This window comes from Ruegeria sp. BHSA162 (genome assembly GCF_059613385.1).
The window spans coordinates 23,360-48,049 of record NZ_JBXWSK010000012.1; the positions used below are offsets into that span (position 1 = coordinate 23,360).

22 protein-coding genes are annotated in these 24,690 nt (G+C 61.9%); 4 read left to right on the forward strand and 18 right to left on the reverse strand.

All coding sequences use genetic code 11. The features are described 5' to 3' along the window. Nucleotides 1-7: 7 nt before the first annotated feature. The 10 genes from AC2FM5_RS06045 to AC2FM5_RS06090 form a co-directional block, all read right to left on the reverse strand. Nucleotides 8-1,675: an ABC transporter permease gene (locus AC2FM5_RS06045; RefSeq protein WP_170361188.1), complete on the reverse strand. Its 1,668-nt coding sequence runs from the start codon at nucleotides 1,673-1,675 to the stop codon at nucleotides 8-10. 114 nt (nucleotides 1,676-1,789) lie between these two features. Next, the gene (locus tag AC2FM5_RS06050) at nucleotides 1,790-3,007 is read right to left on the reverse strand and encodes a phenylacetate--CoA ligase family protein (protein ID WP_170361186.1); all 1,218 of its coding nucleotides are present in this window, start codon (nucleotides 3,005-3,007) and stop codon (nucleotides 1,790-1,792) included. Nucleotides 3,008-3,026: 19 nt separating this feature from the next. Then, the gene (locus AC2FM5_RS06055; RefSeq protein ID WP_170342738.1) at nucleotides 3,027-3,860 is read right to left on the reverse strand and encodes an ABC transporter ATP-binding protein; all 834 of its coding nucleotides are present in this window, start codon (nucleotides 3,858-3,860) and stop codon (nucleotides 3,027-3,029) included. A gap of 83 nt (nucleotides 3,861-3,943) precedes the next feature. Continuing rightward, entirely contained in the window at nucleotides 3,944-5,227 is a 1,284-nt protein-coding gene (locus tag AC2FM5_RS06060; RefSeq protein WP_170361184.1) for an ABC transporter substrate-binding protein, read from the reverse strand. Nucleotides 5,228-5,298: 71 nt separating this feature from the next. After that, a complete protein-coding gene (locus AC2FM5_RS06065) occupies nucleotides 5,299-6,375 on the reverse strand; it encodes a branched-chain amino acid ABC transporter permease (protein WP_170361181.1) in 1,077 nt (358 codons plus the stop codon). A 3-nt stretch (nucleotides 6,376-6,378) separates the two neighbouring features. Continuing rightward, nucleotides 6,379-6,636 carry a hypothetical protein gene (locus AC2FM5_RS06070; protein ID WP_170340767.1) on the reverse strand — a complete coding sequence of 86 codons (258 nt, stop codon included), beginning with the start codon at nucleotides 6,634-6,636 and terminating at the stop codon, nucleotides 6,379-6,381. Nucleotides 6,637-6,639: 3 nt separating this feature from the next. Beyond that, the gene (locus AC2FM5_RS06075) at nucleotides 6,640-7,626 is read right to left on the reverse strand and encodes a branched-chain amino acid ABC transporter permease (protein WP_170340766.1); all 987 of its coding nucleotides are present in this window, start codon (nucleotides 7,624-7,626) and stop codon (nucleotides 6,640-6,642) included. A 29-nt stretch (nucleotides 7,627-7,655) separates the two neighbouring features. Continuing rightward, nucleotides 7,656-8,477: an ABC transporter ATP-binding protein gene (locus tag AC2FM5_RS06080; RefSeq protein WP_170364002.1), complete on the reverse strand. Its 822-nt coding sequence runs from the start codon at nucleotides 8,475-8,477 to the stop codon at nucleotides 7,656-7,658. Between the two features lie 77 nt (nucleotides 8,478-8,554). Next, nucleotides 8,555-10,498 carry an AMP-binding protein gene (locus AC2FM5_RS06085; RefSeq protein WP_496734491.1) on the reverse strand — a complete coding sequence of 648 codons (1,944 nt, stop codon included), beginning with the start codon at nucleotides 10,496-10,498 and terminating at the stop codon, nucleotides 8,555-8,557. A 403-nt stretch (nucleotides 10,499-10,901) separates the two neighbouring features. After that, nucleotides 10,902-11,381 (reverse strand): Lrp/AsnC family transcriptional regulator, encoded by a 480-nt coding sequence (locus tag AC2FM5_RS06090; RefSeq protein ID WP_496734454.1) that lies wholly within the window; start codon nucleotides 11,379-11,381, stop codon nucleotides 10,902-10,904. 101 nt (nucleotides 11,382-11,482) lie between these two features. Between AC2FM5_RS06090 and AC2FM5_RS06095 the strand changes: the two genes are divergently transcribed. Then, entirely contained in the window at nucleotides 11,483-12,670 is a 1,188-nt protein-coding gene (locus tag AC2FM5_RS06095) for a diaminopropionate ammonia-lyase (RefSeq protein WP_170440904.1), read from the forward strand. Nucleotides 12,671-12,814: 144 nt separating this feature from the next. On the opposite strand, the gene mutT is transcribed toward AC2FM5_RS06095, so the two are convergent. The 3 genes from mutT to AC2FM5_RS06110 are packed head-to-tail and all read right to left on the reverse strand — an operon-like array spanning nucleotide 12,815 to nucleotide 15,350. Beyond that, nucleotides 12,815-13,213, reverse strand: coding sequence for an 8-oxo-dGTP diphosphatase MutT (mutT, locus tag AC2FM5_RS06100; protein ID WP_170340762.1), 399 nt, complete (start codon nucleotides 13,211-13,213; stop codon nucleotides 12,815-12,817). Between the two features lie 55 nt (nucleotides 13,214-13,268). Next, complete coding sequence (argJ, locus tag AC2FM5_RS06105; RefSeq protein WP_496734457.1) at nucleotides 13,269-14,495, reverse strand: bifunctional glutamate N-acetyltransferase/amino-acid acetyltransferase ArgJ; 1,227 nt, start codon at nucleotides 14,493-14,495, stop codon at nucleotides 13,269-13,271. Nucleotides 14,496-14,501: 6 nt separating this feature from the next. Beyond that, entirely contained in the window at nucleotides 14,502-15,350 is an 849-nt protein-coding gene (locus tag AC2FM5_RS06110) for a peptidylprolyl isomerase (protein ID WP_496734459.1), read from the reverse strand. 176 nt (nucleotides 15,351-15,526) lie between these two features. Here AC2FM5_RS06110 and secA point away from each other — a divergent pair, with 176 nt between their 5' ends. The 3 genes from secA to AC2FM5_RS06125 all read left to right on the forward strand — a co-directional run bounded on the left by secA (nucleotide 15,527) and on the right by AC2FM5_RS06125 (nucleotide 20,831). After that, nucleotides 15,527-18,232 (forward strand): preprotein translocase subunit SecA, encoded by a 2,706-nt coding sequence (secA, locus tag AC2FM5_RS06115; RefSeq protein ID WP_170370364.1) that lies wholly within the window; start codon nucleotides 15,527-15,529, stop codon nucleotides 18,230-18,232. 100 nt (nucleotides 18,233-18,332) lie between these two features. Further along, entirely contained in the window at nucleotides 18,333-19,250 is a 918-nt protein-coding gene (locus AC2FM5_RS06120; protein ID WP_496734462.1) for a hypothetical protein, read from the forward strand. A gap of 24 nt (nucleotides 19,251-19,274) precedes the next feature. Continuing rightward, on the forward strand, nucleotides 19,275-20,831 hold the full coding sequence (locus AC2FM5_RS06125) for a phosphate ABC transporter substrate-binding/OmpA family protein (protein ID WP_170443898.1): 1,557 nt from the start codon (nucleotides 19,275-19,277) through the stop codon (nucleotides 20,829-20,831). A gap of 3 nt (nucleotides 20,832-20,834) precedes the next feature. Here the strand turns inward: AC2FM5_RS06125 and radC are convergent, their stop codons facing one another. The 5 genes from radC to AC2FM5_RS06150 are packed head-to-tail and all read right to left on the reverse strand — an operon-like array spanning nucleotide 20,835 to nucleotide 24,689. Then, complete coding sequence (radC, locus tag AC2FM5_RS06130) at nucleotides 20,835-21,590, reverse strand: RadC family protein (RefSeq protein WP_170405652.1); 756 nt, start codon at nucleotides 21,588-21,590, stop codon at nucleotides 20,835-20,837. Between the two features lie 36 nt (nucleotides 21,591-21,626). Beyond that, the gene (locus tag AC2FM5_RS06135; protein ID WP_170342712.1) at nucleotides 21,627-22,361 is read right to left on the reverse strand and encodes an ABC transporter permease; all 735 of its coding nucleotides are present in this window, start codon (nucleotides 22,359-22,361) and stop codon (nucleotides 21,627-21,629) included. Further along, the gene (locus tag AC2FM5_RS06140) at nucleotides 22,358-23,086 is read right to left on the reverse strand and encodes an ABC transporter ATP-binding protein (protein WP_496734465.1); all 729 of its coding nucleotides are present in this window, start codon (nucleotides 23,084-23,086) and stop codon (nucleotides 22,358-22,360) included. Before AC2FM5_RS06140 ends, AC2FM5_RS06135 begins: the two co-directional genes overlap by 4 nt. Next, nucleotides 23,083-23,757: a thiaminase II gene (gene tenA, locus AC2FM5_RS06145; protein WP_496734467.1), complete on the reverse strand. Its 675-nt coding sequence runs from the start codon at nucleotides 23,755-23,757 to the stop codon at nucleotides 23,083-23,085. Before tenA ends, AC2FM5_RS06140 begins: the two co-directional genes overlap by 4 nt. Continuing rightward, nucleotides 23,754-24,689 (reverse strand): ABC transporter substrate-binding protein, encoded by a 936-nt coding sequence (locus AC2FM5_RS06150; protein ID WP_170419787.1) that lies wholly within the window; start codon nucleotides 24,687-24,689, stop codon nucleotides 23,754-23,756. Before AC2FM5_RS06150 ends, tenA begins: the two co-directional genes overlap by 4 nt. Nucleotide 24,690: the final 1 nt, after the last annotated feature.

The window sequence follows — 24,690 nt, forward strand, 5'->3', positions numbered from 1 at the left end:
CCGCCCGTCAGGGACGGCGCCCGACCTGGCGGCAGATCAGGATGACCGGCAGCAGCCCCACGGCCAGGATCACCAGAGACGGAACGGCCGCGCCCTCCAACCGTTCGTCCGAGGCCAGCCGATAGGCCTGAACCGCGAGCGTGTCAAAGTTGAAGGGCCGCATGATCAGCGTGGCCGGCAGTTCCTTCATCACGTCCACGAACACGATCAGCAGCGCCGTCAGCAGCGAGGGCGTGAGGATCGGCAGATGCACCCGCCGCAACGTGCCCAATGGCGTCTGCCCCAGCGAGCGGGCAGCGGCATCCATGTTGGCATGTACCGTGCTCTGACCGCTTTCATAGGCACTCAGCGCGGCGGCCAAAAATCGCACCATGTAGGCCGCCACCAACAGCCAGATCGAGCCCGTGACCAGCAACCCGGTCGACACGCCGAAGGTCTGCCGCATCCAAGCGTCCAGCGCATTGTCAAACCCGGCAAAGGGCACGATCAGCCCGACCGCGATCACGCCGCCTGGTACGGCATAGCCCAACCGCGCAACATAAGCCGCCATGGCCGAACCGCGCCCGGGTCTCAGCCGTTGGAAGAAACCGACGCAGACCGCGGCGCAGACGGTGATCACCGCCGCCGTTCCAGCCAGCGTCAGAGAGTTCCGAATGAACCCGAGATAGCGGACCGAAAGCAGGTTCTGCTCGGACTCCAATCCCATCTGAGTCAGCACGATCACCGGCAGCAGAAAGCCGAACAAAACCGGAATGGCGCACAAAATCCATGCCGCCACAGCCTGCCAACCGCTCAGCTGTGCAGCGGGCAATGCCGCGTGGCGTTTGCCGGGTTGGTAGTATTTGGCCTTGCCACGCTGGGTGCGCTCGGTCACGGCCATGACCAGCGCAAAGGCCAGAAGGCACAGCGCCAGCTGCGCCGCCGCCGCGCGGTCGGCCATCGAAAACCAGCTTGTGTAGATGCCGGTGGCAAAGGTCTGAACCCCGAAATAGGCGACGGTGCCGAAATCAGCGATGGTCTCCATCACTGCCAGCAGCACGCCACCGGCAATCGCGGGCCGCGCCATCGGCAGCGATACCCGCCAAAAGGCCGACCACGGGCTGCTGCCCAGCGCCCGCGCCGCCAGAAAGGCGGTGGCACTTTGCTGCAGAAAGGCGGCGCGCGCCAACAGATAGACATAGGGGTACAACACCAGGATCAGCATCACTGCCGCGCCCTCGGTCGAGCGGATCTCGGGGAACCAATAGTCGCGCGGACCCCAGCCGGTCACTTGGCGCAGCGTGGTCTGAACGATGCCGGGATGATCGAGGATGAAGGTATAGGCATAGGCCAGCACATAGGCTGGAAAGGCCAGCGGCAGCACCAATGCCACCTCGAACAGGCGTACGCCGGGAAAACGGGTCATGGTGACCAGCCACGCGGCTCCGACCCCGATGGCGAATGTTCCCACCGAAACCAATGAGACCAGGATCAGCGTGGTGGCCGCATAGCCGGGCAGGACCGTGTCCAGCAGATGCCGGATCGTGTCAGTGCCGCCGGTGACGGCCGCCAGCACCACGGCGACCATCGGTAACAGGCAGGCCGCCGCCACCAGATAGGCCAAGGCCCCGACGAACCGGGTACCCAAAGCCCCGCGGTTGCGCGATCCATGTTCTGAGAATTCGATCTGGGCCATGGCTTCGGGTCGGCAAAGGTTGCGGTTCCCCTTTAATCGACCAAAAAACTCGGAAACGCCAGTGGGCAGGCACAGGTTTCTGCGGCGCATTTGGCCGCAGAACCCCGGGCCGCATCAGTCGTAGACGCGCTGATCCTCGATCACCAGCCCGTCCTTGGGCAGCGAACCGGGCGGCACCACCTGAACCGTGCCCTTCAGCTTGAGCACCTCGACCACAGACTTGGCATAGGTGCCATCATCGCCGCCGGGGCTTTCGATCTGCACGGTCATCGTGTCCATCTCGCCCTGCCGGGCAGCGATGACGCGGGCCTTGACGATCTCGTCATGCTTGGCGACCAGCGCGGCCACCTGTTCGGGGCGCACGAACATGCCCTTGATCTTGGTGGTCTGATCGGCGCGCCCCATCCAGCCCTTGATGCGCAGGTTGGTGCGGCCGCAGGGCGACTGCCCGGGCAGCACTGCAGAAAGATCACCGGTGGCAAAGCGGATCAGCGGATAGTCGGGGTTGAGGGAGGTCACCACGACCTCGCCGACCTCGCCTTCCGCCACCGGTGTTCCGGTGCCGGGGGTCACGATTTCCACGATGACATGCTCGTCGATGATCATGCCCTCCATTGCGGCGCTTTCATAGGCGATGTTGCCCAGATCGGCCGTGGCATAGCATTGCAGGCAGGAAATGCCCCGATCGGCATAGGCCTGGCGCAGGCTGGGGAACAATGCCCCGCCGCCCACGACCGCCTTCGAGAAGTTCAAAGCGACGCCCATCTCGTCGGCCTTGTCCAGGATCACCTTCAGGTAATCGGGCGTGCCGGCATAGGCGGTGCAGCCCACGTCGCGCGCGGCGGTCACCTGAAGTTCGGTCTGGCCGGTCCCCGCGGGAAGCACGGCGGCGCCCACGGCACGCGCGCCGTTTTCAAAGATCATGCCCGCGGGTGTCAGGTGATAGCCAAAGCAGTTCTGCACGATATCGCCCTGCCCCACGCCCGCCGCATGCAGGAACCGGCCCATGCGCCACCAGTCGTGATCGACTCCGCCGGGCTCATAGATAGGCCCCGGCGACTGGAACACATGGGCAAAGCCATGCGCAGGTTTGACGGTAAAGCCACCAAAGGGCGGGTGCTGTCCCTGCGCCTTGGTCAGGTCGGACTTGCGCAGAACCGGCAGCCCGGGCAGATCCGCGATGGTCTGGACCGCATCCAGATCGACATCGGCGAAATGGGCCGCGAAACCGGGCGCGGATTTCGCCCGCGCCAGCTGTTCGCGCAGACCGGCCGAGTGCTCGGCGGCGCGCTGATCGGCCGAACGGGTTTCCAGAGCGTCGTAGAATGTCATCGCCAGATCCTCCATCCGCTCACAGCCACCTTTTGCGGCGACGATATGACCGCACGTCGCGGAAGCTCTTGCGGCCTTCGTCGGACATGCCGAGGTAGAATTCCTTGACGTCCGGGTTTTCGCGCAGTTCGGCGGCAGGGCCGTCCATCACCACGCGCCCAGATTCCAGGATATATCCGTAATGGGCAAAGCGCAGCGCCACGTTGGTGTTCTGCTCGGCCAGCAGGAAGGACACGCCTTCCTGTTCGTTCAGGTCCTTCACGATGGTGAAGATCTCCTCGACCAGCTGCGGCGCAAGGCCCATCGAGGGCTCGTCCAGCAGGATCGTCTCGGGGCGGCTCATCAGCGCGCGGCCCATGGCGACCATCTGCTGCTCCCCACCCGAGGTATAGCCCGCCTGTGACCGACGCCGCTCTTTCAAGCGGGGGAAATAGTTGTAGACCAGTTCGAGGTCCTGCTGGATGGCGGCCTTGCCGTCCTTGCGGGTATAGGCCCCGGTCAGCAGGTTTTCCTCGACGGTCAGATGTTCGAAACAGTGGCGGCCTTCCATCACCTGGATGACGCCCTTCTGCACCAGATCGGCCGGATCGCTCTCGTGCACGTTCTGGCCGCGATACTTGATCGAGCCCTTGGTGACCTCGCCGCGTTCGGAATGCAGCAGGTTCGACACCGCCTTGAGCGTCGTCGTCTTGCCGGCCCCGTTGCCGCCCAGCAGCGCGGTGATCCCGCCCTTGGGCACGGTCAGGCTGACGCCTTTCAGCACGAGGATCACATGGTTGTAGATCACCTCGATATTGTTGACCTCAAGCAGGGTTTCCGCCTGCACGTCAGTGGTTTGTGCCGCATCCAGCATCAGCGCGTGTCCTCATGCCTGCCCCGTTCGGGGCTTGTCCGGTTCGGGACGGCGGTCAGCCGCCGCCCCGGTGTTCGTGCCGCTTAGTTGCAGCCCGGTTCGATGTTGTTCTCAGCCGCGTATGCGCTCGAGTCTTCCTCGATCAGCGGGCCGATCACGTCCGTATCGGTAGCCTTGAACTCCGAAATCAGAGTCCAGGTCTTGCTGTCTGCATCCCACTGGGTCACGCCCACAAGGGCATCCCCGCCGTGGTTTTCACAGCTGACCGAGAAGGTCGGACCAAAGTTCGGCAGGCCCAGTTCGGCCATCTTCGCTTCGGTCATCTCAAGTGCTTCCATACCGTCGCGCATGTCGCCCGAGGTGATGTCAGCCTTGCCCGAGATTTCCTGTGCCTTCTTGGCGGCTTCGGCGGCCAGCATCGCAGCATAGAGACCACGGTTGTACAGGACCGTACCGACCTGATCGCCGGCGCCGGCGGCCTTGCCCGCGTCGATGACGTATTTCTGCAGGTCGTCATACAGCGGATAGTCCGAGCCGACGTTGTGGAAGGTCAGCGCCTTGTAGCCATTCGCGGCCGCACCGGCGGGCATCACGTCATGTTCAGCGCCCGACCACCAGATACCGATGAAGTTCTCCATCGGGAACCGGATGTTCGCGGCTTCCTGGATGGCCACCTGGTTCATCACGCCCCAGCCCCACATCAGGACATAATCGGGACGATCGCGGCGGATCTGCAGCCACTGCGATTTCTGCTCCTGGCCAGGGTGATCAACCGGCAGGGCCACCAGCTCGAAGCCATGCTTCTTGGACAGCTCTTCCAGCGTGCGGATCGGCTCCTTGCCATAGGCCGAGTTGTGATAGACCAGCGCGATCTTCTTGCCGCTCAGATCACCGCCGTTTTCCTCGAGCAGATAGTTGATCGCACCCGAGGCACCGTCCCAGTAGTTGGCCGGGTAGTTGAACGTGTGGCTGAACACCTTGCCGTTCTTGGCCGAGGTGCGGCCATATCCCATGGTGTGCATCGGGATGTCGTCAGCGGTGGTTTTCGGGATCAGCTGATAGGTGATGCCGGTCGACAGCGGCTGATACACCAGCGCACCTTCGCCTTTGGTCGATTCATAGCATTCGACACCCTTCTCGGTGTTGTAACCGGTTTCGCACTCGATGACCTTGGCCGGAACACCACCGATGCCGCCGTCCCGCTCGTTGAGCAGAGTGAAATAGTCCGCGTAGCCATCCGCGAAGGGGATGCCGCCCGCGGCGTAAGGCCCGGTGCGGTAGCTGAGCGACGGGAACACGAGGTCGGCCATTGCCGGACCTGCGGCCATCAGCGCACCCAGCGCCATTGTTGCCAGTTTCTTGTTCATCGGGTGTCTCCTCCCTTGGTTTGTCCGATGTTGGTTCGGGCTTTGCGCCCCTTTCTTGATTGGGCCGGTCCCTAGTGCGGGAAAGGCCAGAGTCTCAGTTTCTCCTTGGCGACGCGCCACAGCTGCGCCAGACCGTGCGGTTCGAGGATCAGGAACAGGATGATCAGCCCGCCCACGATCACCAGCTGCAGATGCGCGACGATGTCGGTGGGCCAGCCCAGCATGTCCGCGCCCACGACCTTTAGCACCACCGGCAGCAGGACCAGGAAGGCCGCGCCGGCAAAGGATCCGAAGATCGAGCCCAGCCCGCCGATGATGACCATGAACAGCACCAGGAAGGATTTCTGGATGCCGAAGGCCTCGCCCACCTCGACCGCGCCCAGGTAGATGGCGAAGAACAGCGCGCCCGACACGCCCACGAAGAACGAGCTGACGGCAAAGGCGCTGAGCTTGGCGCGCAGCGGGTTCACACCGATGATTTCCGCGGCGATATCCATGTCGCGGATCGCCATCCAGGTGCGTCCGGTGGTGCCGCGGGTCAGGTTGCGGGCGATGATCGCGCAGGCGGTCAGGAAGATCAGGCAGAACAGATAGGTCGCCCAGGCCGGCGCGTTGGGGCCTGTGATGATGATGCCGAACACGTCACGTTCCGGCGCGTTGATCTGCCCCGAGGCCGAATAGTTGTAGAACCACGGCACCCGGTTGAACAGCCAGACCAGGAAGAACTGCGCCGCCAGCGTCGCTACCGCCAGGTAGAACCCCTTGATCCGCAGGCTGGGCAGGCCGAACAGCACGCCCACGATGGCGGTGATGCCGCCGGCCAGGATTACATGGATGAACATCGACACTTCGGGAAAGGCGGTCATCAGCTTGTAGCAGGCATAGGCGCCCACGGCCATGAATCCCCCGGTACCCAGCGAAACCTGCCCGCAATACCCCACCAGGATGTTCAGCCCGATCGCCGCGATCGCATAGATCAGGAAGGGCAGTAGCAGCGCGTTGGCCCAATAGTCGTTGATGATGAACGGGATGATCCCGAACGCCACCGCCAGCACCACATAGTACCGATACCGGTCGAACTTGATCGGGAAAGTCTGGTTGTCGTCCCTGTAGGAGGTCTTGAAGTCTCCGGCCTCACGATAGAACATGTCTTACTTTCCCCATTGTTCCTGCGCCCGGTTGCGGGCTTCGGCGTCCAGTTGGTTGGACCGTTTGGCATATCCGCTCGCCTCCGAGGCGCGCACCAGTTTCATGTAGGCCAGAACACCCATCACCAGCCCGGCAAAGGCCAAAAGCGCGGCCACGGTCAGCTGATTGGCGGTCAGATCGTTCGAGGTCAGGGCGATGTACCCAAAGGCCCAGAACCCCGCCCACGCGATCACGTTGATGATGGCGATCAGCTTGGTCATGGCCTACACCCTCTCGATGATCTTCTCGCCGAACAGGCCCTGCGGCCGGAACACCAGGAAGATCAGCGCCAGCACATAGGCGAACCAGTTCTCGGTCGCGCCGCCCACCAGCGGGCCCACGGCGAACTCGAACAGCTTCTCGCCCACGCCGATGATCAGCCCGCCGACGATAGCGCCGGGGATCGAGGTGAACCCGCCCAGCATCAGAACCGGCAACGCCTTGAGCGCGATCAGCGACAGCGAGAACTGAACACCCGACTTGGTGCCCCACATGATGCCCGCGACCAGCGCCACGAACCCGGCCACCGACCACACCATGATCCAGATGAAGTTGAGCGAAATGCCCACCGACAGCGCGGCCTGGTGGTCGTCGGCCACGGCCCGCATGGCGCGGCCCTGCTTGGTGTACTGGCTGAACGCAACCAGTGCCGCCACCAGAAGCGCCGCGATGACCGTCGCCACGATGTCCAGGTTGTCGATGAAGAAGCCGTAGCCGAAGATGTTGTAGGTGGTCTCGTCGATCCACAGGTTGATGCCCTGCGGAAGACCCACGTCCAGCGTCTTGATCTCGGATCCCCACATCAGGTCGGCCACGCCTTCCAGGAAGTAGGCCAGACCGATGGTGGCCATGAACAGGATGATGGGCTCCTGCCCCACAAGGTGGCGCATGACAAAGCGCTGCACCGCCCAGGCAAGCAGGACCATCACGCCCATCGTCAGCAGAATGGCCAGCAGCGCCGGCACGTTCCAGCCGAAGTAGTGAATATGCGTGCCGAAGATCGCGTTGATCAGATGCGAGAACGGAACTTGCCCGTTCATGATCCCCACCAGGGTCATCGCCGCAAACAGGGCCATAACCCCCTGAGCATAATTGAAGATCCCCGACGCCTTGTAGATCAGCACAAAGCCCAGCGCGACCAACGCATACAGCACCCCGGCCATGAGGCCGTTCAGAAAGACCTCCATCGCGAAAATCAACTGATCAGGCATCTGCGCCTCCCCTCAATTCTGTGCGGTGCTCAGTCATGGCTGACCCCCAGATAGGCGTCGATGACTTCCTGGTTGTTGCGCACCTCGTCGGGCGTGCCGTCCCCGATCTTCTTGCCGTAATCCATCACGACCACGCGGTCGCTCAGGTCCATCACCACGCCCATGTCATGCTCGATCAGGGCGATGGTCGTGCCGAACTCGTCGTTCACGTCCAGGATAAAGCGGCTCATGTCCTCCTTTTCCTCGACGTTCATGCCGGCCATCGGCTCGTCCAGCAGCAGCAGCTTGGGTTCGGCGGCCAGCGCGCGGGCCAGTTCGACGCGTTTCTTCAGGCCATAGGGCAGCCGCGCCACCGGCGTCTTGCGGATGTGCTGGATTTCCAGAAAGTCGATGATCTTCTCGACCGCCTCGCGGTTTTCCACCTCTTCCGCCTCGGCCTTGCCGCGCCAGATCGCCTGCTGCAGAATGTTTGTCCTCATGAAGTTCAGGCGGCCGGTCATCACGTTGTCCAGAACGCTCATGCCTTCGAACAGGGCGATGTTCTGAAAGGTCCGCGCGATGCCCTGTCGGGCCACCTCATAGGGTTTCATCTGCGGGCGTTTCGCCCCGTGGAACCAGACCTCGCCCTCCTGCGGAATGTAGAAGCCGGAAATCACATTCAGCATCGAGGACTTGCCCGCGCCGTTGGGCCCGATGATCGCGCGGATCTCGCCCTGGCGGATGTCGAACGAGATGTCCTTGATCGCCACCACGCCGCCGAATCGCAGGGTGATGTTTTTCATCTCCATCACCACGCCGCCGATCTTGCGGCCATCCTCGGTGACATATCCGTCGTCGGATGCATCCAGCATCGTCTACTCCTCAAACTGCGGGTGAACGGGACGGCGGGCGGGGCGATGGCCGCAGGCCGAGCGGCGCACGACCGGCCTCATTCCGCGGCCACCTTCTGATGCGACACCGGCACGACCGGCACGTCGACGATCTGCAGCGTGGCGCTGATCGACCCCTTGCGCCCGTCTTCATAGGTCACCTCGGTCGTGGTCGATACCGCCTCAGACCCGTCATAGAGCGCGGCGATGATGTCGGCGTATTTGTCCTCGACGAACTTGCGGCGCACCTTGCGGGTGCGGGTGATCTCGCCATCGTCGGGGTCCAGTTCCTTGTGCAGCACCACGAACCGGTGCACCTGGCAGCCTGACAGCATCTCGTCGGCGGCAACCGATTTGTTGACCTCTTCCACATGGCTGCGGATCGTCTCCAGCACCCGCGGATGGCCCGCCAGTTCCTGGTACGAGGCATAGGCGATGTTGTTGCGCTCGGCCCAGTTGCCCACCGCCGTCAGGTCGATGTTGATGAAGGCCACGCAGCGGTCGCGGCCATTGCCGAACAGCACCGCTTCGAGGATGTCGGGATAGAACTTCAGCTTGTTCTCGACATATTTCGGCGCGAACATCGAGCCGTCGGCCATCTTGCCCACGTCCTTGGCGCGGTCGATGATCCGCAGATGGCCGCTGCTTTCCTCGATGAACCCCGCGTCGCCCGTGGCCACCCAACCTTCGGGGTCCTTGGTCGAGGCAGTGGATTCGGGGTTCTTGAAGTATTCAACGAACACTCCGGGCGAGCGATAGAAAATCTCGCCATTCTCGGCGATCTTCAGTTCGACATCGGGCGCAGGCACACCGACGGTGTCGGCGCGCACCTCGCCGTCGGGCTGGACGGTGATGAACACAGTTGCCTCGGTCTGACCATACAGCTGCTTCAGGTTGATCCCCAGCGAGCGGTAGAAATCGAAAATTTCGGGCCCGATCGCCTCGCCCGCGGTGTACCCGACACGGAACCGGCCGTAGCCCAGCGTGTCTTTGAGCGGCCCATAAACCAGGACATTTCCGATCGCGTATTTCAGGCGATCCACGAAGCCGACCGGGTGGCCGTCCAGGATGCGCCCGCCGACCTTTTTGGCGTGATCCATGAAATAGCGGAACATCCGCTGCTTCATCGGGCTGGCATCCTCCATCCGGATCATCACGTTGGTCAGCTGGGTCTCAAACACGCGCGGCGGCGCGAAGAAGTAGGTCGGGCCGATCTCGCGCAGGTCGGTCATCATCGTGTCGGCGCTTTCGGGACAGTTCACGCAGAACCCGCACCAATAGGCCTGACCGACCGAAAAGATGAAATCGCCCACCCAGGCCATCGGCAGATAGGACAGGATATCCTCGTTCCGGGTCAGGTGGTCAAACTCGGCCGAGTTCTTTGCGCTTTCGATCACGTTGCGGTTCGACAGAACCACGCCCTTGGGCTTGCCCGTGGTGCCCGAGGTATAGAGCATCACGCAGGTGTCGTCATAGGTGATCTCGGCGATGCGGCGGTCCAGTTCGGCATCGAACCGGTGATGCCCGGCGCGCCCCTCGGCCATGATGTCGCTCAGCGCGTTCATCTGGCTGTGGTCGTATTTCCGCATGCCGCGCTTGTCGGTGTACAGGATGTGCTTGACCTGGTGGAGGTCCTGCTGGATCTCGATGACCTTGTCGACCTGCTCCTGGTCGCCGCAGACCACGTATTTCGCGCCGCAGTGTTCCAGCACATAGGCCATCTCTTCTGCGACCGAGTCCTGATACAGCGGCACCGGCACCGCGCCCACCATCTGGGCCGCGACCATCGACCAGTAATGCGCCGGACGGTTGCGCCCGATCACGGCGATATGGTCGCCCTTTTCAACGCCAAGCTCCAGGAATCCCAGTGCCTGCGCACGGATCTCGGCGGCCGTTTCCGCCCAGGTCCAGCACTGCCAGATCCCGAATTCCTTTTCGCGGTAGGCCGGGGCATCCCCGAACTGCGTCGCATTGCGGTGTAGCAGCGCCGGAAGGGAGTGCATCCCTTCGGCGCCCGACTGCGTCTGAGCCAATTCTATCTCTCCTCCCCATCCGGCCCCGGTTTGGGCCGGAACGACGTCGCCGGGTCAGACCCGCGCGTCGCTGCCCCGATTAAGGACAAGGAGGACGATCAGCGTCAACTTTTTCGTGATGTTTTCCGGAATCTTACGAATTGTAACAGGGATGCCGGGGTGATGTTCCGATTTGTACGTCTTGTACAAACTGCGAAACAGCACGCTTCAAAAAAGAGCGGCGTGGGTTTGCATTCTGCTTCTACGCCGAAACGCTAAAGAGAATATCATAACAGTCTATTTGCAGAGCGTGGTAAATGGTAGCTTTGAGCCCAATGCAACAAATGCTGCAGATTGCACAAATGTCCGCATCTGATGTTTCGGTAGAGCGAATTCAAATATTTACGCGCATGCCAGATTTGGTGCGATCCATAGCAACAAAAGTTTGAAACTTCCGGATGTTTTCATTCGGAAAGAAAAGACGCTGAGTCAGGTCTTCATACTCAGACATGTCTCCAACTATCACGATCAAAATGAAATCCACTTCTCCTGTGACATAGTAACACTGTTGGATTTCGGGCGCTTCTTGGAAGCTACGCTTTACTTCATCAATTCGGCCTGCAGTTTCTGCCTGTAATTCAACCTCCACGACTATGGTTAGTGGCAGTCCGACGGCCTTTGGGTCGATCTGGGCGACTTGAGCAGAGATGATACCTTTGCTCTCCATCCGTTTGATCCGCCGTTGCACAGAAGCGGTCGAAAGATTTACAGCCTCGCCGATCTGGCGCTGTGGCTGCGTGCAATCTTGCTGCAAAAGTTTGAGAATCGCCAGATCAAAGGCGTCTAGTCCTGATGATGAATACTCTCGTGCCATAGCTTGAATATGCAAATTTTTATCGCCAGTGGCTAGTCAATAGAGCCTTTTTCCCGAAAATTGTGAAGTATTTTTGCGGTCAAGCACAGAAAGGACTTCCGATGCTCAAGCAATATGAAACCGCAAAAACCGACTTCGTAACCGCTCAGCCAAGGTTTGGGTCTGAAGTCATTGAAATTCTTTCTCGAACCAGCTTTGACGAGGCCGAGGACGAAATCACGGCCTGGGAGGGATACAAACCTACACCTATTTTTGACCTTACCGGACTTGCTGGCATTTTGGGCCTCAAGGCTGTCTGTTACAAACATGAAGGCCCACGTTTCGGACTTGGTAGCTTCAAGGCCTTGGGCGGAGCCTATGCAGTGCTGCGCAGCATTCAGCGCGAATTGTCGGATGCTGAAGGGCGCAAGATCGCTGTCGAAGAGATCCGGAATGGGCACTTTGCGTCTCAGATATCTGAAATGACCATCATATCTGCGACCGATGGCAATCACGGGCGATCTGTCGCCTGGGGTGCACAAAGGTTTGGGGCGAAATGTCGAATCTACATCCATGCAGAAGTAAGTCCATTTCGTTCTGATGCGATGCAAAAATTGGGGGCGAAAGTCATTCGGATCAACGGGGACTATGACGCGACGGTCGCGCAAACTCGTATTGATGCAGAGGAGTTCGGCTGGACAATTGTGTCCGATACGTCATGGCCAGGGTATTGTCTGGCGCCCCTAGACGTTATGGCAGGATATGGAGTGATGGCACGAGAGATTGTGCGAAAGCTATCGGAACCACCGACGCATTTGTTCCTTCAAGGGGGCGTAGGCGGTCTTGCAGCGGCCGTGATTGCAACCTTTCATCAAGAATGGGGCAATGCTGCGCCACGCAGCATCGTCGTTGAGCCCGAGCTGGCACCATGCCTGTTTGCAAGTGCCAAGGCAGGGGCGCCGACATCTGTAAAAATCGAAGAAGAGACACTGATGGCAGGGCTGTCATGCGGTGAACCTTCTCAGATCGCCTGGAAAATTCTGGAAAATTCCGTTTATGGCTTCATAACAATACCCGAAACTCTGGTCGCACCGGCTGTACGAATGCTCGCAAATGGGCAAAGTGGGGACTGCCGAATTGAAGTCGGCGAGAGTGCTGTGGCGGGCTTGATTGGTTTGATCTGTGGCGCAACAAATCCCTCTTTACGAGATAAGATGAAACTAGACTGCGAGAGTCGCGTGATGATTATTGGCTCCGAAGGTGTAACTGACCCAAGCTTGTTCCAAGCTATTATGGCGGATCAAGATTGATCGCTTGACTTGGTGAGCGCGACACAAGTCTGCGAACTGTCGATCCTGTAGACAGCGGTCATTGGGTTCTCAGGACGCAATGGCCGCTTTGTCCGCATACAAGACATCCAGACCTATCAACTCGAACGTCCCTGGCTTTGCGCCCTACAACCAATCCCGCAAAATCGGGATCAATGGAACATCCGCCGCCGGCATCGGATAGTTGCGCAGCTCGTTCGCCCGCACCCATTTCAGCGCCTGACCCTCTTTCGACTGCGGAATGCCCTGCCACTTGCGGCAGGCAAACAGCGGCATCAGTAGATGGAAATCGTCATAGCTGTGGCTGGCAAAGGTCAGCGGTGCAAGGCACGAGGCCCAGGTGTCGATGCCAAGTTCCTCGTGCAATTCGCGGATCAGGGCAGCCTCGGGGGTTTCGCCCGGCTCGATCTTGCCGCCGGGAAATTCCCACAAGCCAGCCATGGCCTTGCCCTCCGGGCGCTGCGCCAGCAGCACCCGCCCATCCACGTCGATCAAGGCGACGGCAGAGACGAGAACCGTTTTCATGGTCGCAATCCCGGACGCAAAACCGGGCTCCACTTTTGCTGGAATTGCTCAGATTTCACGACCGGTAATCCGCGTTGATCTCGATGTACCCGTGGGTCAGATCGCAGGTCCAGACGGTGGCCTTGCCCTCGCCCAGCCCCAGATCGACGGCGATCACCAGTTCCTGGCCTTTCATGTAGGCGGCGGCGTTTTCCTCGCGGTAGGTCGGGCTGACCCAGCCCTTTTCGGCCACGAGGATATCGCCGAAGGAAATGCTGAGCGTGTCCCGGTCAGCTGCCGCGCCGGACTTGCCGATCGCCATGACGACACGGCCCCAGTTCGGGTCCTCGCCCGCGATGGCGGTCTTGACCAGCGGTGAATTGGCGATGGCCATGCCGTGCACTTTGGCATCCGCGTCCGAGGCGGCGCCAGTCACGCGGATCTCGACGAATTTGGTGGCGCCTTCGCCGTCCTTCACCACCTGATGCGCCAGATCCAGCATCACCGATTCCAGCGCTCGCGCGAAATCGGCATTGCCGGTGGCCTCCACGCCCGACTCGCCCGTCGCGCACAGCAACAGGCTGTCCGAGGTCGAGGTGTCGCTGTCCACTGTGATGCAGTTGAAGGTCCGGTCGGTCTGCTCGGCCAGCATCCGTTGCAGCGCCGATTGGTCGATCCTCGCATCGGTGAAGATATAGACCAGCATCGTCGCCATGTCGGGTGCGATCATACCCGACCCTTTGGCAATCCCTGCAATAGAGACTGTTTTGCCGTCAATCTCCACCTGCGCGCTAGCGCCTTTGGGGAAGGTGTCGGTGGTCATGATCGCCCGCGCGGCCTCTTCCAACGCGTCGGCGCGCAGGCCGGCGGTCAGTTCGTCCAGCTGGGCCACGATCCGGTCATGCGGCAGCGGCTCGCCGATCACCCCGGTGGACGAGGTGAACACGCGGTTCTGCGCCACGCCGGTGACCTGCGACACGGCAGCGGTAATCTGCTCGACCGAGGCCCGCCCGTACTGTCCGGTAAAGGCATTGGCATTGCCCGAGTTCACCAGGATCGCCGCCGGCCCGTCGCTGGGCCCGCCGATCTTGTCCTGGCAATCCAGCACTGGCGCCGCACGTGTGGCCGAACGGGTGAACACACCGGCCACCGCGGTGCCCGGATCGAGCACCGCCAGCATCACGTCGGTGCGGCCCTGATACCGCACCCCGGCGGCGACGGCGGCGAACCGCACACCGTCGATGACCGGCAGATCAGGAAAGGCCGCGGGGGCCAGCGGAGACACCTTGGTGATCTTGGCCACGCCGGGTTACTCCTGAACCAGGTCCAGCTTGCGGACCACATCCGGGGTCAGGCCCTCGACCTCGGGGCGCTCGACGCTGCCCGCCTGGGTCAGCTCGTCGATCTTGGCCTGAATGGCCTCCTGACGAACGGACTGGGCCAGTTCATCCCGCACCGCCGCAAACTCGGGCGCTTCGGATTTGCGTTTGTCGTTCAGGACCACGACATGCCAACCGAACTGGGTCTGCACCGGGTCCGAGACCTGACCTTTTTCCAGCCCGATCACGGCCTCTTCGAATTCGGGAACCATCTGGCCCTTGCCGAACCAGCCCAGCGCGCCGCCATTGGGACCGGACGGGCCGGTGGATTTCTCTTTGGCCAGCTCGGCAAAATCGGCGCCGTCATCCAGTTGCGCCTTGATCTCTTTGGCTTCTTCCTCGGTCGCGACCAGGATGTGGCTGGCGTTGAACTCATCCTCGCCCTGGAACTCGGCGAACTGCGCGTCGTAGGCGGCCTGGATCGCATCGTCGGTCACCTGGGCATCGGTGATCTGGTTCACCGTCTGCACCGCCTTCAGCGAGCGCTCTTCGTTGGTCAGCATCAGCGCGTTCAGGCGGGTCAGCTCGTCCTGCTCCTGGCTGAGCAATTGTTGCTGGATCAGCTGCTCGACGATGAACTGGTACAGGACCTCGTCTTCCAACTGCTGATATTGCGGCGGCAGTCCAGCCGCAGTGGCAATCACGTGACCCAAAGTTATCTCGTCGCCGTTGACGCGCGCCACAACCGTATCGGCAGAGGGTTCGGTTTCAGCGGCGACAGGCAGGGCCATCATGGCCGCAAGAGCCAGCGATGGCAGAAAAGTGAGACCTTTGGGCATGAATTCATCCTATATTCTGGCCGCGACAGGGCGTGGCGTTGACACTCTGGAACCTGCCGCTTACATCGCTTGCAGCCTTTGACAGGACCATCTTTTCCTCCCAGCTATCTATGGGTTGCGCGCAAGGTGGGCAAGCCTGTCGCAACCAAGACAAGAAAAGATCCGCTGGAGTGAACATGCTGGGACTCGGTACGCTTGCCAAAAAGGTGTTCGGAACACCGAACGACCGCAAGATCAAGGCAACCCGCCCGCTGGTCGAAAAGATCAACGCGCTGGAGCCGGAGTTCGAAAAACTCTCGGATGACGATCTGAAAGCCAAGACCGAAGAGCTGCGCAAGCGGGCCAACGAGGGTGAGAGCCTGGACGACCTGCTGCCCGAGGCATTCGCCAACGTGCGCGAAGGCGCCAAGCGCGCGCTGGGTCTGCGGGCCTTTGACGTGCAGCTCATGGGCGGCATCTTCCTGCATCAGGGCAACATCGCCGAGATGAAGACCGGCGAAGGCAAGACCCTGGTCGCCACTTTCCCCGCCTATCTGAACGCACTGACCGGAAAGGGCGTGCATGTCGTCACGGTCAACGAATATCTGGCAAAGCGTGACGCCGAATGGATGAGCAACGTGTTCGGCGCGTTGGGTATGACCACCGGCGTGATCTGGTCGGGCCAGCCCGATGCCGAGAAAAAAGCGGCCTATGCCTGTGACATCACCTACGCCACCAACAACGAGCTGGGCTTCGACTATCTGCGCGACAACATGAAAGCGGATCTGAACGAGGTCTACCAGAAGCACCACAATTTCGCGATCGTGGACGAGGTCGACTCGATTCTGATCGACGAGGCACGGACCCCTCTGATCATCTCGGGTCCATCTCAGGACCGGTCCGATCTGTACACGGCCATCGACGGTCTGATCCCGTCCTTGCAGGACGATCACTATACGATCGACGAGAAGTCGCGCAGCGTGACCTTCACCGATGAAGGCAACGAGTTCCTCGAAGAGCAGCTGCACGCCAGTGGCCTGCTGCCCGAGGGCCAGTCGCTGTACGACCCTGAAAGCACCACGGTGGTGCACCACGTCAACCAGGGCCTGCGCGCGCACAAACTGTTCCAGCGGGACAAGGACTACATCGTACGCGACGGCAACGTGGTTTTGATTGACGAGTTCACGGGCCGGATGATGCCGGGCCGCCGTCTGTCCGAAGGCCTGCATCAGGCGATCGAAGCCAAGGAAGGCGCGCCGATCCAGCCCGAAAACGTGACTTTGGCCAGCGTGACTTTCCAGAACTATTTCCGCCTCTATGACAAGCTGGCCGGCATGACCGGTACCGCCCTGACCGAGGCCGAGGAATTCGCCGAGATCTACGGCCTGGGCGTGGTCGAAGTGCCGACCAACAAGCCGATCGCCCGTGTCGACGAGGATGATCAGGTCTATCGCACCGCGGCCGAGAAATACGCGGCCATGATCGAAGAGATCAAGAAGGCCAACGCCAAGGGCCAGCCGGTTCTGGTGGGCACGACCTCGATCGAGAAGTCCGAGATGCTCAGCGAGATGCTGACCCAGGAAGGCATCAAGCACAATGTCCTGAACGCCCGCCAGCACGAGCAGGAGGCCCAGATCGTGGCCGAGGCCGGACGTCTGGGCGCTGTAACCATCGCCACCAACATGGCCGGCCGCGGCACCGACATCCAACTGGGCGGCAACGTGGAAATGAGCGTCATGCAGGCGCTGGCCGAAAACCCCGACGCCGACCCGGCCGAACTGCGCGCCCGGGAAGAGGCGCGCCACGCGGAAGAAAAGCAAAAGGTACTGGAGGCCGGCGGTCTGTTCGTTCTCGCCTCGGAACGCCACGAAAGCCGCCGCATCGACAACCAGCTGCGCGGCCGCTCGGGCCGTCAGGGCGACCCGGGCCGCACCGTGTTCTTCCTCAGCCTGGAAGACGACCTGATGCGCATTTTCGGCTCGGAACGGCTGGACAAGGTTCTGACCACCCTGGGCATGAAAGAAGGCGAAGCGATCGTCCACCCTTGGGTGAACAAATCGCTTGAACGCGCGCAGGCCAAGGTCGAAGGCCGCAACTTCGACATGCGGAAGAACGTTCTCAAGTTCGACGACGTGATGAACGATCAGCGCAAGGTGATCTTCAACCAGCGACGCGAAATCATGTCGACCGACGATCTGTCCGAAATCGTTTCGGACATGCGCGAACAGGTCATCGACGATCTGATCGACCAGTACATGCCGCCCAAAACCTACGCCGACCAGTGGGACACCGACGGGCTGCACGCGGCCCTCAAGGAAAAGCTGAACATCGATGTTCCGGTTCAGGAGTGGGCGGCCGAGGATGGGGTCGATGACGACGTGGTTCGCGAGCGCCTGATCAAGGCGACCGACGAGATGATGGCCCAGAAGGCCGCCGCCTTCGGCCCCGAGAACATGCGCAACATCGAAAAGCAGGTACTGCTGCAGACCATCGACAGCAAGTGGCGCGAGCACTTGCTGACCCTGGAACATCTGCGCTCGGTCGTGGGCTTCCGCGGCTACGCCCAGCGCGATCCGCTGAACGAATACAAGACCGAAAGCTTCCAGCTGTTCGAGAACATGCTCGACAGCCTGCGTGAAACGGTTACCCAGCAACTGGCCCGCGTCCGCCCGCTGACCGAAGAAGAGCAGCGCGAGATGCTGGCACAGATGCAGGCGCAGCAGGCACAGATCAAGAAAGCCGCTGAACAGGCCGAAGCGGTGGCCGAGGCGCAGGCCTCGGGCGATGCGCGGCCCGGCTTTGTCGAGGACGACCCGTCAACCTGGGGTAATCCGTCGCGCAACGATCCCTGCCCCTGCGGATCCGGCAAGAAATTCAAGCACTGCCATGGTCGGCTTGCCTGATCCGGTCAGATTCCCGACATAATGAGTCCGCGTCGCGGCCACATATTGGCCGCGATTGTTAAGCAGTCTCCGACTCGCTCCTTCAACTGGGGAGGGTGTCTTGTTTGTAATACGGAACTACGTGACCACAGGTGGCACGGTCGCATGCGCCTTGGCCATCGGCTACTTGATGCAGAACGGACCGGCCTCGCAGCCGGACGTGCAGGAAACACGTCAGGCGATGATCCAGCCGTCTGGAGAAGGCACCGTGATTGCCGGGTTGGAAGGTATCGTTCTGACTTCGGCGACGCCGAATGCGTCCACGGCCCCCGAACCCTCGGCCAAGGTTGCGCCTCGTGCTGAGCCTGCCGTTCCTCAGGCGCAGGTCAACTGCGATCTCCGGGCCCGCGCAATGGCGGCCCCCAACGCGACAGCACGTTTGACCCTGAAGGCCCCCTGCAACCCCGATGAAACCGTCGAGCTGCACCACAGCGGCATGACGTTCAGCGCCCGAACCGACAAGGACGGCCGTCTGGACCTGTCCATTCCCGCCCTGTCGGAATATGCCATTTTCCTGATCTCGTTCAAAAACCGGCGCGGCACTGTCGCCACCACTCACATTCCTGATTTTTCAGACTATGACCGGGTTGCGCTGCAATGGATGGGGGACACCGAATTGCAACTGCACGCGTTGGAGTTCGGTGCATCCTATGGCGAGGCCGGGCATGTCTGGTCGAACGCCAGCAACTCCGGCACCGGGCAGGTTGTCCACTTCGGCATGGCCGGCGAGCGCAATGTCGAGATCTATTCGGTCCCCCGCAACGCAGCCGACGCAAATGGCACCGTCGCCCTGAGCGTCGAGGCCGAAGTGACTCCCCGGAATTGTGGGCAGGACCTGGATCTGCAAGCGCTCGAGTTGCTGGACGATCAAGGGCTGCGGTCGCGAGAGTTGTCGATCTCCCTGCCGGCCTGCGACAGCGGACAGGACTTTCTGGTGTTGAATAATCTGTTCCAAGACCTGACAATCGCCGCAAAGTAACGGCAGGCAGGTCTACAGGTCTTTATGAAGTATCTTCACGCGACGATGACGGTGTTGTCGTTGATGGCTGGCGCTTCAGGCGCCCTCGCTCAGGACATCACACTGACCTCGCATGACGGCAAGGTCGAGATCACCGGGAACCTGTTGGGGTTTGATGGTGAATTCTACCGTGTGGACACCCAGTTCGGCGAACTGACGGTGGATGGATCCGGCGTCACCTGCGACGGTCCGGCTTGCCCCAACCTGATCGACTTTGTGGCCGAAGTGCACTTCTCTGGCGCATCGGTGATGGCCGAATCCCTACTTCCGGCGTTGATCGAAGGCTTTGCGCAACGAGAAAACCTGAATGTGCTAAGCGAAGGCACGGACCCTGCGCAGCTTGTCTTTGCCCTGAGTCAGCCGGATCGAACCGCCCCTTTGGCGCGGTTTTTCCTGCGCGTTTCGGACACCGACCGCGGTTTTGCCGATCTGACCGCCGATCAGGCAGACATCGCTTTGGCGATGCGCGAAATCCGCCCGCAGGAGGCCGCGGCGGCGCAGGAAAACGGTCTGGGCGACCTGTCCCGACCGCGCCGGTCGCGGGTGGTGGCTCTTGGCGCGCTGGTGCCGGTGGTCTCATTGGACAATCCGATCCAGCAGATCTCGGTTTCGGACCTGGCGCGGGTCATAAATGGCGAGGTCGCCAACTGGGCACAGCTCGGTGGCCCGGATGCCCCCATCGCCGTTCATCTGCCGGATGTGACAACCGGTGTTGGTCAGGCCGTGCAAGACCAGGTGATGCAGCCAGCCGGTGTGCAGGCGCATGAGGACGTGATCCGCCACACCCGCAGCGCGGAACTGGCAGCAGCGGTTGCGCGCGATCCGTTCGCACTCGGTATCGTCAGCCACGCTGACCCGCAAAACGTGCGCAGTCTGCCGCTGGCCGGCGGATGCGGTCACGCATTGCGCGCCACGCGCGCCGCCATCAAGACCGAGGACTATCCGCTGACCCTGCCGATGTTCCTGTATCTTCCACAGCGGCGCCTCCCGAAGATCGCCCGCCAGTTTCTGGCGTATGTCCAAAGCCCCGAGGCACAGATGGTCATCCGGCAAGCCGGTTTCGTCGACCAGTCCCACGAACTGGTACGTCTTGGGCTTCAGGGCGACCAGTTGGCCAACGCCATCACCTCGGGTGGGTCCGAGGTGGGTCTGGAAGAACTGCAACGGATGATCGAAACTTTGCGCCCGCTGTCGCGCCTGTCGGTGTCTTTCCGGTTCGAGCCGGGATCGTCGCGGCCAGACGCGCAGTCGCGATCGAACATCCTGCAAATGGCGCAGGCGCTTGAATCGGGCCAGTATGACGGGCGCAAACTGGTCTTCGTCGGTTTCAGTGACGGAGACGGTGCTGCGGAAACCAATGCCCGCATCGCCTTGCGGCGCGCACAGACAGTGCGGAACGCGATCCTTGCCGCGATCGAAACCGCCGTCCCCGAAACCGTCGAGATCGCCGTCGAAGGTTTCGGTGAAGCCATGCCCATGGCCTGCGACGACACGGAATGGGGCCGCAAGGCCAACCGTCGTGTCGAAGTCTGGGTGCGCTAGCGGTCAGAGATAACCTTCCGAGCGGAAGCTCAGCTCGGTCGATTTGCCGATGATCAGGTGGTCGTGCAAGGTCAGCCCCAGTGCGGCGCAGGCATCGTTGATGCGGTTGGTCATGTCGATATCCGACTGCGACGGGGTTGGATCACCCGACGGATGATTGTGCACCAGGATCAGCGCCGAGGCGTTCAGTTCCAGCGCGCGTTTGGCGACCTCGCGCGGGTAGACGGGTACGTGATCGACGGTGCCCTTGGCCTGCTCCTCATCCGCGATGAGCACGTTCTTGCGGTCCAGGAAGAACACGCGGAACTGCTCGATCTCGCGATGCGCCATGGTGGTGTGGCAATAATCCAGCAACGCGTCCCAGCTGGAAATCACATGCCGCTGCATCACCCGGGCGCGGGCCATGCGATGGGCGCAGGCCTCGAGGATCTTGAGGTCGGTGATGACCGTATCGCCCACGCCCTTGATCTGACGCAGGCGTTCCACAGGGGCGGTCAGCACCCGGTTGAAATCGCCGAATGTATCCAGCAGCAGCCGCGCCAGCGGTTTCACGTCCTGCCGGGGGATCGAGCGGAACAGGACCAGTTCCAGCAACTCGTAATCCGGCATCGCCCCGGCGCCGCCCGACATGAACCGTTCACGCAGGCGCTTGCGGTGGTCCTTGATATACGAGGGCAGCCGACCCGTGGGCAGCGGCGTCACCGGCGCTTCGTCAGTTTCGAACAGCGATGGGGCTTCGGCAAAAGCGTCCTTGGTCATGCGCCCATGATTGCCCCAGAATCGGTTTCCGAATGGTTAACGCGCCTCACCGGCCATGCGGGCCGTGGCGCGGCGCACGGCCAGATGCAGCAGGATCGAGAACACCCCCAGCGTCAGCATCGCAGCGAACATCAGGTCGGTCTTGGCGCGACCATTGGCCAGCAGCATCAGGTATCCCAGCCCCTGCGACGAGCCGACCCATTCGCCGATCACCGCCCCGATCGGGGCATAGACCGCCGCCAGCCGCATCCCCGAAGCCAGCGAGGGTAGCGCCGCCGGGATGCGGATATGCCACAACACGCTGCGCGGGCTGGCCTGCATGGTGCGGGCCAAGTCCAGATAGCCGGACGGCGTGCGCATCAGCCCGTCGAAAAACGACGAGGTGATGGGGAAATAGATGATCAGCACCGCCATCGCGACCTTGGACCACAGCCCATAGCCCAGCCACAGGGTCAGCAACGGTGCCAACGCAAAGACCGGCAGCGCCTGGGTGAACACCAGCATCGGCTGCACCAGCACCCGCGCGGCGCGGGAATTGGCCAGCTGCAGCGCGGTGACGACGCCCAGCACGGTGCCGCAGGCCAAACCGATCAGCACCTCGATTGCAGTGATCCAGGTGTGTTCGGCGATCAGCCAGCGGTTCTGCCACCAGGTCTCGGCCACCAATGCCGGGCCGGGCAGGATAAACTTCGGCAGGCCGGTCAGGGTGACGATCGCCTGCCAAATGGCCAGCGCAAACAACGTCGCGGCAAGGGCCGAGAGCGTCTTCATGCCACCTCCTCGCGCAGCAGTTTCAGCAGCGCCCCCTGCGTTTCCAGCGTCTCGAGATCGTCCACCTTCCGCGGGGCCGGTGCATGGGGCGGTTGGCATGGGGTCAGGCCGTGGCGCGTCATCACCATGATCGACTGACCAAGACGCGCGGCCTCGGCCGGATCGTGGGTGACCAGCAGCACGGTGCGACCCTGCAACGCTTCGGCGGCCAGGTCCTGCATGTCTGCACGGGTGCGCGCATCCAGCGCCGAGAACGGCTCGTCCAGCAGGATGATCGGCTTGTCTTCCATCAGGGTCCGGGCCAATGCCACCCGCTGACGCTGCCCGCCCGACAGTTCCGAGGGCTTCTTGGCCATGTGATCCTGCAGCCGCATCCGTTCGATCAACCGGGTGCGGCGGTCCTGATCGACCCGTTCGCCGCGCAGGCGCGCGCCCAGCGCCACGTTCTGCGCGACCGTGGTCCAGGGCAGCAGCAGATCATCCTGCGCCATGTAGGCCACACGCTCGGCCACCGGCAGCCCGTCGCTGGCGCGGATCTCGCCGGTGAACTCTGCCCCCGTCGCCAACCCGGCGATCAGGCGCAGAACCGTGGTCTTGCCGACCCCCGATCCGCCCAGCAGACAGGTCCACTGCCCGGCCTTCAGCGACAGGGTCAGCGGCGCGAACAGAGGCGCGCCGTCGATGCTGGCCTGTCCGCTGATGGTCAGATCGGGGGGCGGGGTCATGGGATCAGACCCATCTGCCAGAAATTCACCTCGAGCTCGGTCGCGGTGCGGAAGGTCTGGCACAGGCGATCCCAACGCGGTGTGGTACGGAAATCCGCCCCAAGTCGTCTTGTTAGAGCCGAATCCAGCAGTTCACCCACAGCCTGACAGGCTTCCTGATATTCACTGCTGGAATAGGCGTCGATCCAATCGCGATAGGTGTCCGAGGTGGCCTCGGACGCCAGCCGTGTGCCGATTTCCCCGTATCCCATCACGCAGGGCGCCAGCGCCGCCAGCAGATCCAACAGATCACCGCTGTAGCCCGCCTCGAGCACATAGCGGGTATAGGCCAGGTTCTCGGGGCGTTCGGGCGTGGCGAACAGCTCGTCCTGGCTGATGCCCTCGGCCTCGCAAATGCCGATATGCAACTTCATCTCTTCGCTGATCAGCCCATTCACAGTGCGCGACGCGGCCAGCATTTCGGCATGAGTTTCCGATTTCACCACCGCCAGCGCCCAGGCGCGGGAGAAATGGATCAGGAACACGTAATCCTGCCGCAGGTAATGCAGAAACGCCGCACGCGGCAGGGTGCCGTCCTTCAGCCCCTCGACAAAGGCGTGGCGGGTATAGTCCCGCCACGGCCCCTGCGCCGCATCGCGCATAAGCGCGAAGGCTTTGCCATAGTCGCTCATTGCGCGGTCACGTCGATGGTGATGTCGCTGACCGGGTTGATGCTGTCGATCATGCCGGAGTCTTTCAGAAAGGCCTCGAACCGGGCATAGCGGCCGGCATCAAAGCCCGCCGGGCGCAGCGCGAACCGCGGCAGGGTATCGACCCAGGCGCGGGCGTTCAGCTCGTCCTGCAGCTCGGGCGAGGTGGCGGCGAAGATCTCCCAGCTTTTTTCCGGATTGTTCACGATGAACTGCGTGGCCTTCTCGGTTGCGGCCAGGAAACGGACAATCATGTCCTTGTCCATCGTTTCGGGGTTGGCCACATAGATCAGCTCGTCATAGGGCGGCACGCCTTCTTCCTCGATGTAGAAGCAGCGGCCCGGAACGCCTTCGATATCCATCTGGTTCAGCTCGAAATTGCGGAAGGCGCCGATCACGGCATCCACCTGGCCCGTCATCAGCGACGGTGAAAGCGAGAAGTTGACGTTGATCATCTCGATATCGTCCAGCGACACGCCATGCGCATTCAGCATCGCGGTCAGGATCGCCTCTTCGACACCGGCGACCGAAAAGCCGATCTTCTTGCCCTTGAGGTCGGCCAGCGATTTGATCGGGCCGTCCTCGAGCACCAGCAGGCAGTTCAGCGGCGTGGCGACCAGCGTGCCGACCCGCTTCAGCGGCAGGCCTTCGTGGATCTGGAGATGCAGCTGCGGCTGGTAGGACACGGCCAGATCGGCCTGACCGGCGGCCACGAGGCGCGGTGGGGCCGACGGGTCGGCGGGCGGGACGATTTCGACCTCAAGCCCCTGTTCGGCGAAATAGCCTTTTTCCTGCGCCACGATGATCGGCCCGTGGTCGGGGTTCACGAACCAGTCCAGCAGGACGGTCATCTTGTCCTGCGCCCAGGCGGGCGCGGCGGCCAGCAGGGCAATGGCGGTGATCAGCTTCTTCATG